General features: G+C 63.8%; 6 protein-coding genes and 4 tRNA genes. All 10 read left to right on the top strand.

Going from position 1 to position 7,917, the window contains the following annotated elements; genetic code table 11:
• Positions 1-215 precede the first annotated feature (215 nt).
• Positions 216-518, top strand: a complete 303-nt coding sequence (locus tag R1H25_RS20180; protein WP_317224461.1) for a hypothetical protein — start codon at positions 216-218, stop codon at positions 516-518.
• A 139-nt stretch (positions 519-657) separates the two neighbouring features.
• Positions 658-742: transfer RNA gene (locus tag R1H25_RS20185), tRNA-Leu, on the top strand.
• 188 nt (positions 743-930) lie between these two features.
• Positions 931-2,226, top strand: coding sequence for a trigger factor (tig, locus tag R1H25_RS20190; protein WP_049448004.1), 1,296 nt, complete (start codon positions 931-933; stop codon positions 2,224-2,226).
• A 76-nt stretch (positions 2,227-2,302) separates the two neighbouring features.
• Positions 2,303-2,929, top strand: a complete 627-nt coding sequence (gene clpP / locus R1H25_RS20195; protein ID WP_004146318.1) for an ATP-dependent Clp endopeptidase proteolytic subunit ClpP — start codon at positions 2,303-2,305, stop codon at positions 2,927-2,929.
• Between the two features lie 126 nt (positions 2,930-3,055).
• Positions 3,056-4,345, top strand: coding sequence for an ATP-dependent Clp protease ATP-binding subunit ClpX (clpX, locus tag R1H25_RS20200; RefSeq protein ID WP_032129320.1), 1,290 nt, complete (start codon positions 3,056-3,058; stop codon positions 4,343-4,345).
• 142 nt (positions 4,346-4,487) lie between these two features.
• Positions 4,488-6,938, top strand: a complete 2,451-nt coding sequence (lon, locus tag R1H25_RS20205; protein ID WP_049448003.1) for an endopeptidase La — start codon at positions 4,488-4,490, stop codon at positions 6,936-6,938.
• Between the two features lie 217 nt (positions 6,939-7,155).
• The gene (locus R1H25_RS20210; RefSeq protein WP_004146343.1) at positions 7,156-7,428 is read left to right on the top strand and encodes an HU family DNA-binding protein; all 273 of its coding nucleotides are present in this window, start codon (positions 7,156-7,158) and stop codon (positions 7,426-7,428) included.
• An 11-nt stretch (positions 7,429-7,439) separates the two neighbouring features.
• Positions 7,440-7,514, top strand: a tRNA-Val gene (locus R1H25_RS20215).
• Between the two features lie 26 nt (positions 7,515-7,540).
• Positions 7,541-7,617 (top strand) — tRNA-Asp (locus R1H25_RS20220).
• An 82-nt stretch (positions 7,618-7,699) separates the two neighbouring features.
• Positions 7,700-7,776 (top strand) — tRNA-Asp (locus R1H25_RS20225).
• The last annotated feature ends 141 nt before the right edge of the window (positions 7,777-7,917 follow it).

The following is a 7,917-nucleotide window of genomic DNA, read 5'->3' on the forward strand; positions in this document are numbered from 1 at the left end:
CAGTTGGTAGAGCAGTTGACTCTTAATCAATAGGTCCAAGGTTCGAATCCTTGACAGCCCACCAGACGAAAGCCACTTGGTTCGCCAAGTGGCTTTTTTCTTGCTTGTTTGCCGGGTTGCGCTTCAACCACGCATGGCGTGGATCTACTGAAGCGGCGCATTGCGCGGATCTACTGAAGCGATGCTGAAATCAGGGGCATACGCGTCAGAAGTTGATGGCCGATATCAATCGACTGTGCCGGACGGTGTGGGTTCTTTCCGCGTTGGTGGCGCTGACGGCCTGCGCGCCTGGCAGTGATCCGGCGAAGACCGTCGAGCGCGATGCGGGCGTCGATGCCGTTCCGGCGCGCCCGATCGCCGGAGTCGCGCAGCCGGCGTCGCCGGTGGAGGGTGGGGCCGCTCCCGAGGCTGTGGAGCTGCGTAGCACCGACGATGGTGGCGTGGACATCCGCAAGGCGGATGTGGCGGCCGGGCAGGGCGCTGAGGCACCTGCACCCCCTGCCGAAGCGAAACACTGAGTCGTTGCCGTCCCGAACGGTCGCACGACCTTCGGGATGGCCTTTGGCGCGGACGATGTGCCCGCCTGTCATGTTCAGTTTTGTGCAGGCCTTCCGATTCCAGCCGGCGCCTGCGACAATGAACGCCTGAGCCGGCCACGCGAAAGTGGCGGAATTGGTAGACGCCCTGGATTTAGGTTCCAGTGCCGCAAGGCGTGGGGGTTCGAGTCCCCCCTTTCGCACCAGTGCCGGCCTGTCCCCGCCCTGATCGGGCCATCTGCGCCCCCTTGCCGGCACGCGCTGGCAGTGCAGGCCGAATTGGGCGAAACTAAAGGGCTGCGGCAAGCAGGCGCGTCCCAGACGTCGTGTCCTTACAACCGTTTCATCCCAATCATCGAGCCGGGGGCGTGGGCCGCCGGTGGCAGGAGTCAACATGCAAGCTTCGATCGAATCCACCGGCAACCTGGAACGCCGCCTGAGCTTCTCGCTGCCGGAAGAGCGTCTGCAGAGCCACATCGTCGGCCGCCTGGGCGAAATCGCCCGCACCACCCGCATCAAGGGTTTTCGTCCGGGCAAGGTGCCGGCCAAGGTGATCGAGCAGCGCTTCGGCGCGCAGGTCCGTGGTGAGGCGCTGGACGGCCTGCTGCGCGAAACCTTCGATGCCGCCGTGCGTGAGCACGACCTGCGCATCGTGGGCAGCCCGCGCATCGACAAGGGCGACGAGGGTGAGTTCTCCTTCGTGGCCACCGTGGAAGTGGTGCCGGACTTCGGCGATATCGACGTCAGCAAGCTGACCGTCGTGCGCCACAGCGCCGAAATCACCGACGCCGACATCGACCAGATGATCGAGAACCTGCAGAACCAGCGTCGTACCTGGGCCCCGGTCAGCCGCGGCGCACAGGACGGTGACCTGGTCGCGGTGGAAACCTGGTCGCAGGCCGGCGAAGAGCGCCTGCCGGCCGAGGGCACCGAGAAGGGTTCGATCGTGCTGGGCCAGGGCATGATGTTCGAAACCATCGAAAAGGGCCTGGTCGGCCTGGCCAAGGGCGAAGAGAAGACCCTGGACGTCGAGTTCCCGGCTGACTGGCGCGTGCCGGTGCTGGCCGGCAAGACCGTGCAGGTCACCGTCAAGGTTGCCGAAGTGTCCGAGCCGGTCGTGCCGGCAGTCGACGAAGCCTTCATCAAGAGCTTCGGCGTGAAGGGTGGCGATGTGGAGCAGTTCCGCAGCGACATCCGCGCCAACCTGGAGCGCGAGCTGAAGGGCGCCCTGATGAACCGCCTGCGCCGCGAAGTGGGCGAGCAGCTGATCGCTGCTTACTCCTCGGTGGAAATGCCGCCGCGCCTGGTCGAGAACGAAGCCCGCGCCATGCTGGCCCAGCAGGTCGAGCAGATCCGCCGCAACGGCCAGAATGTCGGTGAGATCCCGGCCGATGCCCACGAAGGCTTCAAGGACGCCGCCGCCAAGCGCGTGCTGGTCGGCCTGCTGGTCGGTGAAGTGGCCCGCATCAACGACCTGCGCCTGGAAGCCAAGCGCCTGAACGAAACGATGCGCCTGATCGCTTCCACCTACGAAGAGCCGGAACAGGTCATTGAGATGTACCGCAACGACCCCCAGCTGATGTCTGGTCTGCAGAACCGTGTGATGGAAGAGCAGGTGATCGACTGGATCGCCGAGCGTGCCCAGCACACCGAAGAGAAGCTGTCGTTCCAGGACGCGATCCGCCAGTAAGCCCGGGCGGATCACCGGATGCCCCGCGCCTTTGCCGGCGCGGGGTTGTAGCCCCCCAAGATAGGTACCTCACGTAATGGACAACCGAACCAAAGCCCTGAACCTGGTTCCGATGGTGGTCGAGCAGACCAGCCGCGGCGAGCGTGCCTACGACATCTATTCGCGCCTGTTGAAGGAGCGCCTGATCTTCCTCGTGGGCCCGATCGACGATCACATGGCCAACGTGGTGGTGGCGCAGTTGCTGTTCCTGGAATCGGAAAACCCGGAAAAGGACATCAACATCTACATCAACTCGCCGGGTGGCGTGGTTACCGCCGGCATGGCGATCTACGACACCATGCAGTACATCAAGCCGAATGTGAGCACCACCTGCATCGGCCAGGCCGCCTCGATGGGCGCCCTGCTGCTGGCCGCGGGCGAAGCCGGCAAGCGCTATGCGCTGCCGAACTCGCGCGTGATGATCCACCAGCCGCTGGGTGGCTACCAGGGCCAGGCCACCGACATCGACATCCACGCGCGTGAGATCCTGACCCTGCGTTCGCGCCTGAACGAGGTGCTGGCCAAGCACACCGGCCAGTCGCTGGAGACCATCGCGCGCGATACCGAGCGCGACAACTTCAAGAGCGCCTTCGAGGCGCAGGCCTACGGTCTGGTCGACCAGGTCCTGGAGCGTCGTCCGGATGAGTCGATCCAGGCCGGTTGATCGGCCTTCACGGGGCCATGGAGGCCCCGTTCCTGCAGGGTCGGGCGGGACTGGTGTCCCCTCGGCCCTGTGCTATTCTCGAATCGAACCCCCGTTCAGCGGGTGGGGTAACTGGGTAAGCGAAGCATGAGCGAAGACCGCCAAGGTCGTTCCACGGACACCGGCAAGATCCTCTACTGCTCTTTCTGCGGCAAGAGCCAGCATGAAGTGCGCAAGCTGATTGCGGGTCCGAGCGTGTTCATCTGTGATGAATGCGTGGAGCTGTGCAACGACATCATCCGTGAGGAACTTGAGGAAAAGGCGCAGTCGGCGCGCAGTTCGCTGCCGAAGCCGCGCGAGATCCTCGAAGTCCTCGACCAGTACGTGATCGGCCAGAACCGCGCCAAGCGCACCCTGGCCGTGGCCGTGTACAACCACTACAAGCGCATCGAGAGCCGGCAGAAGAACGACGACGTCGAACTGGCGAAGTCGAACATCCTGCTGGTCGGCCCGACCGGTTCGGGCAAGACGCTGCTGGCCGAGACCCTGGCCCGCCTGCTCAACGTGCCGTTCACCATGGCCGACGCCACCACGCTGACCGAAGCCGGTTACGTGGGCGAGGACGTGGAGAACATCATCCAGAAGCTGCTGCAGAAGTGCGACTACGACGTCGAGAAGGCGCAGCAGGGCATCGTCTACATCGATGAAATCGACAAGATCTCGCGCAAGAGCGAGAACCCGTCGATCACCCGCGATGTGTCCGGCGAAGGCGTGCAGCAGGCCCTGCTGAAGCTGATTGAAGGCACCGTGGCCAGCGTTCCGCCGCAGGGCGGCCGCAAGCACCCGCAGCAGGAATTCCTGCAGGTGGACACCAAGAACATCCTGTTCATCTGCGGCGGCGCGTTCGCCGGGCTGGACAAGGTGATCCAGGCCCGTTCCACCGACGTCGGCAGCATCGGCTTCGGCGCCAAGGTGAAGAGCAGCGAGCGCAAGCAGGAAGTGGGCAAGGTGCTGGCTGAAGTCGAGCCGGAAGACCTGATCAAGTTCGGCCTGATCCCCGAGTTCGTCGGCCGCCTGCCGGTGGTGGCGACCCTGGAGGAGCTGGACGAGCCGGCCCTGATCAGGATCCTGACCGAGCCGAAGAACGCCATCACCAAGCAGTTCAAGAAGCTGTTCGAGATGGAGAACGTCGAGCTGGAGTTCCGCCCGGACGCGTTGTCGGCCATTGCCCGCAAGGCGCTCAAGCGCAAGACCGGTGCCCGTGGCCTGCGCACCATCGTCGAATCGGTCCTGCTGGACACCATGTACGACCTGCCGTCGCAGGAAAACGTCAGCAAGGTGGTGGTGGACGAGTCGGTGATCGAGCACAAGTCCGAGCCGTACCTGATCTACCAGACCCCGGCGGCTCCTGAACAGAAGGCCGCAGGCGCCGAGTGATCCTTCCAGGTTGTTGATTGGAAAGGATTTTCAAGGAATGCCTTGCATCTGAAAGCCGATGGCCCCATAACGGGGCCATCGGCTTTTTTTGTCTCCGGAAGATGCCCTCCCGGAGGCGGTTTTCCCCTTCCCTGGAGCCCCCATGGCCCGTTCCCCAAGTGAAACCCTCGACCTGCCGGTCCTGCCGCTGCGCGACGTAGTGGTGTTCCCGCACATGGTCATCCCGCTGTTCGTCGGCCGTGACAAGTCCATGCACGCGCTCGAACAGGCAATGGAATCGGACAAGCGCATCCTGCTGCTGGCGCAGAAGTCGGCCGAGACCGATGACCCGCATGCGGCCGACCTCTACCAGGTCGGTACACTGGCGCAGGTGCTGCAGCTGCTGAAACTGCCCGACGGCACCATCAAGGTGCTGGTCGAAGGCCTGTCGCGCGTACAGGTCACCCACGTCGACGAGCGTAACGGCTCGCTGCACGGCCAGGCCGTGGAGATCGACGCCACCGACGAGCGCGAAGCACGTGAGGTCGAGGCGATCGCCCGCTCGCTGATGTCGCTGTTCGAGCAGTACGTGAAGACCAACCGCAAGCTGCCGCCGGAGCTGCTGCAGACGCTGTCGGGCATCGACGAGCCGGCGCGCCTGGCCGACACCATCGCCGCGCACATCAGCGTGCGCCTGGCTGACAAGCAGCGCCTGCTGGAAACGCTGGCCGTGGGCGACCGCCTGGAGATGCTGGTCGGCCTGGTCGATGGCGAGATCGACGTGCAGCAGATGGAGAAGCGCATCCGCGGCCGCGTGAAGTCGCAGATGGAGAAGAGCCAGCGCGAGTACTACCTCAACGAACAGATGAAGGCCATCCAGAAGGAACTGGGTGACCTGGACGACGCGCCGGGCGAGCTGGAAGAGCTGGCCCGCAAGATCGCCGAAGCCGGCATGCCGAAGGCCGTTGAAGCCAAGGCGCGCAACGAACTGAACAAGCTCAAGCAGATGTCGCCGATGTCGGCCGAAGCGGCGGTCGTGCGCAACTACCTGGAGTGGTTGCTGGGCGTGCCGTGGAAGAAGCGCAGCAAGGTGCGCAAGGACCTGAAGGTCGCGCAGGACACCCTCGATGCCGATCACTACGGGCTGGAGAAGGTCAAGGAGCGCATCCTTGAATACCTGGCGGTGCAGTCGCGCGTGAAGCAGATGAAGGGCCCGATCCTGTGCCTGGTCGGGCCGCCGGGCGTGGGCAAGACCTCGCTGGGCCAGTCCATCGCCAAGGCCACCAACCGCAAGTTCGTGCGCATGTCGCTGGGCGGCGTGCGCGACGAGGCCGAGATCCGTGGCCACCGCCGTACCTACGTCGGTTCGATGCCGGGCCGCATCGTGCAGAACCTCAACAAGGTCGGCAGCAAGAACCCGCTGTTCGTGCTGGACGAGATCGACAAGATGTCGATGGACTTCCGTGGCGATCCGTCTTCGGCGCTGCTGGAAGTGCTCGATCCGGAGCAGAACAACGCGTTCAACGACCACTACCTGGAAGTGGACCTGGACCTGTCCGAAGTGATGTTCGTGGCCACCTCGAACTCGCTCAACATTCCGGGCCCGTTGCTGGACCGCATGGAAGTGATCCGCATCCCCGGCTACACCGAGGATGAGAAGCTCAACATCGCCACCCGTTACCTGGTGCCGAAGCAGATCAAGGCCAACGGCCTGCAGCCGGAAGAACTGGAGATCGGCAGTGATGCGATCCAGGACATCGTGCGCTACTACACGCGCGAATCGGGCGTGCGCAACCTGGAACGCGAGATCGCCAAGATCTGCCGCAAGGTGGTGAAGGAGATCGCGCTGGCCGGCCCGCAGCCGGCGGCGAAGGCGAAGAAGGGTGCGAAGAAGAAGGCGCTGGTGAGCGTGTCCAGCAAGAACCTGGACAAGTACCTGGGCGTGCGTCGTTTCGACTTCGGCCGTGCCGAGGAAGAGAACGAGATCGGTCTGGTCACCGGCCTGGCCTGGACCGAAGTCGGTGGCGACCTGTTGCAGATCGAATCGACGCTGGTGCCGGGCAAGGGCCAGCTGATCCTCACCGGCCAGCTCGGCAACGTGATGAAGGAATCGGCATCGGCGGCGCTGTCGGTGGTGCGTTCGCGCGCGGTCGGCTTCGGCATCGACAGCGACTTCCTGCAGAAGCACGACGTGCACCTGCACGTGCCCGATGGTGCCACCCCGAAGGATGGCCCGAGTGCCGGCGCGGCGATGGTCACTTCGCTGGTGTCGATGCTGACCAAGGTGCCGGTGCGTGCCGATGTGGCCATGACCGGCGAAATCACCCTGCGCGGTCGTGTCACCGCCATCGGTGGCTTGAAGGAGAAGCTGCTGGCCGCACTGCGCGGCGGCATCCGCACGGTCATCATCCCGGAAGAGAACCGCAAGGATCTCGCCGACATTCCGGCAAATGTCACCCGCGATCTGAAGATCGTGCCGGTGAAGTACATCGAAGAAGTCCTCGACCTGGCGCTGGAGCGTCCGCTGGCACCGAAGAAGGCGCGCAAGAGTGCGCAGCGCGTCACGGTGCGCAGCAAGGCAAAACCGAGTGGAAGCGCGCGCGTCAAGCATTGACGCGCGCTGTCCAATGGCCCGAAACCCGCGTCGTTGCTGGCTTTTCACCTTGCGTGGGGGTAGGGCCGCTGGTATAAAAGCAGCACTCGCGAATGAGTGATCGCTGTCAGCGATGACTGAATCGGCGAACCGTTTCCACATGGCGGCCGCATGCAGAAGGCATGCGGTTGCTTCCCTGTCGAATAAGCGGAACCCACCGCCAAAGGAGTTGTAGAGAATGAACAAGACCGAATTGATCGATGCCGTTGCTGAAGCTGCAGACCTGACCAAGGCCGAGTCCAGCCGCGCCGTCGATGCCGTCGTTGCTGCCGTCACCAAGGCGCTGAAGGACGGCGATGCGGTCACCCTGGTTGGCTTCGGTACCTTCCAGGTCCGCGACCGTGCTGCACGCACCGGCCGCAACCCGAAGACCGGCGACACCATCAAGATCGCTGCTTCGAAGAATCCGTCGTTCAAGGCTGGTAAGGCCCTGAAGGATGCTGTAAACTAAGCGGCTCGCTGGGGTGCTTAGCTCAGCGGTAGAGCGTCTCCTTTACACGGAGAGGGTCGGGGGTTCGAAACCCTCAGCACCCACCACAGCACCGCGGTAAAAGTTTGAGTGTGGAGCGGTAGTTCAGCTGGTTAGAATGCTGGCCTGTCACGCCGGAGGTCGCGGGTTCGAGTCCCGTCCGCTCCGCCATTCAACGAGGCCTCCGGCCAAAAGCTGGAGGCTTTGTTTTCTCCCCGGTCCAGGCCGGCTGAAAGCAAAAAAGTAACAATGCGGAGCGGTAGTTCAGCTGGTTAGAATGCTGGCCTGTCACGCCGGAGGTCGCGGGTTCGAGTCCCGTCCGCTCCGCCATTACATCGAGGCCCCCGGCCCAAAGCTGGGGGCCTTGTCTTCTCACCGACGGGTTCGGGAAGAAGGCGAAAGGGTTTTTGCAAGAACGGAGCGGTAGTTCAGCTGGTTAGAATGCTGGCCTGTCACGCCGGAGGTCGCGGG

The organism is Stenotrophomonas veracruzanensis (assembly GCF_032911525.1).
GTDB lineage: Bacteria > Pseudomonadota > Gammaproteobacteria > Xanthomonadales > Xanthomonadaceae > Stenotrophomonas > Stenotrophomonas africana.

What these genes read in the sequence shown, in the direction of transcription:
- tig (WP_049448004.1), top strand. Translation starts at nt 931, where the DNA reads ATGCAAGCTTCGATCGAATCCACCGGCAACCTGGAACGCCGCCTGAGC.
- lon (WP_049448003.1), top strand. Translation starts at nt 4,488, where the DNA reads ATGGCCCGTTCCCCAAGTGAAACCCTCGACCTGCCGGTCCTGCCGCTG.
- clpX (WP_032129320.1), top strand. Translation starts at nt 3,056, where the DNA reads ATGAGCGAAGACCGCCAAGGTCGTTCCACGGACACCGGCAAGATCCTC.
- R1H25_RS20180 (WP_317224461.1), top strand. Translation starts at nt 216, where the DNA reads ATGGCCGATATCAATCGACTGTGCCGGACGGTGTGGGTTCTTTCCGCG.
- R1H25_RS20210 (WP_004146343.1), top strand. Translation starts at nt 7,156, where the DNA reads ATGAACAAGACCGAATTGATCGATGCCGTTGCTGAAGCTGCAGACCTG.
- clpP (WP_004146318.1), top strand. Translation starts at nt 2,303, where the DNA reads ATGGACAACCGAACCAAAGCCCTGAACCTGGTTCCGATGGTGGTCGAG.